Genomic DNA, 1,598 nt, shown 5'->3' with positions numbered 1-1,598 from the left:
GGGCGAAGCATAAAGAATAAACTCCATGACAATATATTCTATTGATTAATTCTCTTCAAAAGAATCAAAATGAAGCTCATTAAATCCATTTTGAATGAATAGTGTGAAAAATTCTGAAAATGCTAAAAAGCGGATAAATTTTTTTCAAAAGTTTTTTTAAATGCTGTTTATCCACAGCCCATGACATGGGATAAGATCAGCAAAATAGTGAAATTTGCTGTTTATTTGATGTGTTAATTGACCTGTTAATCAAGACAAATGCACCATGGACTTTAAAACATCAGAATGAGTATTTTGATAAGTTTTATGAATTATTTTATAGATAGGTTTTGTCTGTTTTTAAAACCCCCAAAACACCTACAAAACATATATTATTGGTTGAATTTATAGGTTGTAATGTCGATATAGGTTGTTTTTTTAGATCAGTAAAATATTAACCACTTGAAATATAATAACTTTTATTTTTGACTAAAAAATATATATAAAGGGGGGTAAAAAGAACCCCCATAACCCCCATAACTAATGATGGGGAGTGCTTTAAAGGTTCACTGTTATATTGTTTAATGTTTTATAAGATTTCCAAATTGCCTCAGTGTGATGTCTTATGACTTTTCACTAAGGGGTGCCATTCATAACGTATGGTAGGTCGACCGCCTTGGGAGTTATTCTCTCCAGAGATTTCACGAATATAGTTACAACGACATAAAAGCTCTAAAGCTTGCTTAACGGTTTGATTGTCTGTTAAATATTTCCAATCACGTTTATAAACATCCCTTGCTGTAAAAATATCGGGTAAATGATCACAGCGTTCAACAATTAATTTTGCACGCTCTGCTGTTAATGTATCATTCGCCGCATAAAGACGTTTTGCATGACTTAATAGATATTTTTCCCAACGCAATGCTGTTGTAATGGCATAGAGACCAATTTTAAAACCACCACTATCAAGAAGTTCAAAAATTAACGCAAGGCTTGCTATGGTCTTTGGCATTTTAAAACATGCGATTGTAAGCTTTCGGAGAAACGACCCCCTTTTGCTTCTCTATGAAGGTTTTCTAACCATTCATAAAATTTCTCTTGTGCTTTTGGCATAAAACGCATGATCAGCGGGTGTTCTGGAGAACCTAATCGTTTATCACGAAAAGAGCGAAAAACACCTTCATACTTTTGCCAACCCTCTTGATTGGGCGGTCTATCAATCAATTTCCATTCTTGATTTTCATCGGGCCACACAATCATTTGAAACCGTTGCAATAAACCGTCATCGTTTATTCCATGGTGCATGGCTTGAATGATGGGAATAATTCGTGAAGGTTGAATGCCTCCAATTATTGATAACGTTACATGGGGGATAAAAATGGTTCCCCGCTCGATACGGTCATAGGTAAATTGATCATCTCCATTAAAAGCTGTGAGATAAAAAGCACGGTCTGTTTGATATTCCTTTCTTTCTAGATTGGTTAAAAAACCAGATAACTCATCACGAACCATTAAGAGACCACGGGGGTTTTCTTTTAAGAGTTCCCCAAGCTTTTCGACGGTCACATCGTTGACAATAAGACGTCGTTTATTAAGCGTGTCATCTTCCTCACTTTCTT

The 1,598-nt window shown here is 35.1% G+C and carries 1 pseudogene; it reads right to left on the bottom strand.

What is annotated here, in order from left to right:
- Positions 1-589: 589 nt before the first annotated feature.
- Positions 590-1,598 (bottom strand): annotated as a pseudogene (locus tag ACFIJJ_RS09700) (DUF3987 domain-containing protein); the annotation flags it as partial.

This window comes from Bartonella sp. TT29SHDZB (genome assembly GCF_042193395.1).
GTDB lineage: Bacteria > Pseudomonadota > Alphaproteobacteria > Rhizobiales > Rhizobiaceae > Bartonella.
The sequence above is the reverse complement of the archived record's forward strand: the minus strand, read 5'-3'. Positions and strand labels throughout refer to the sequence as shown.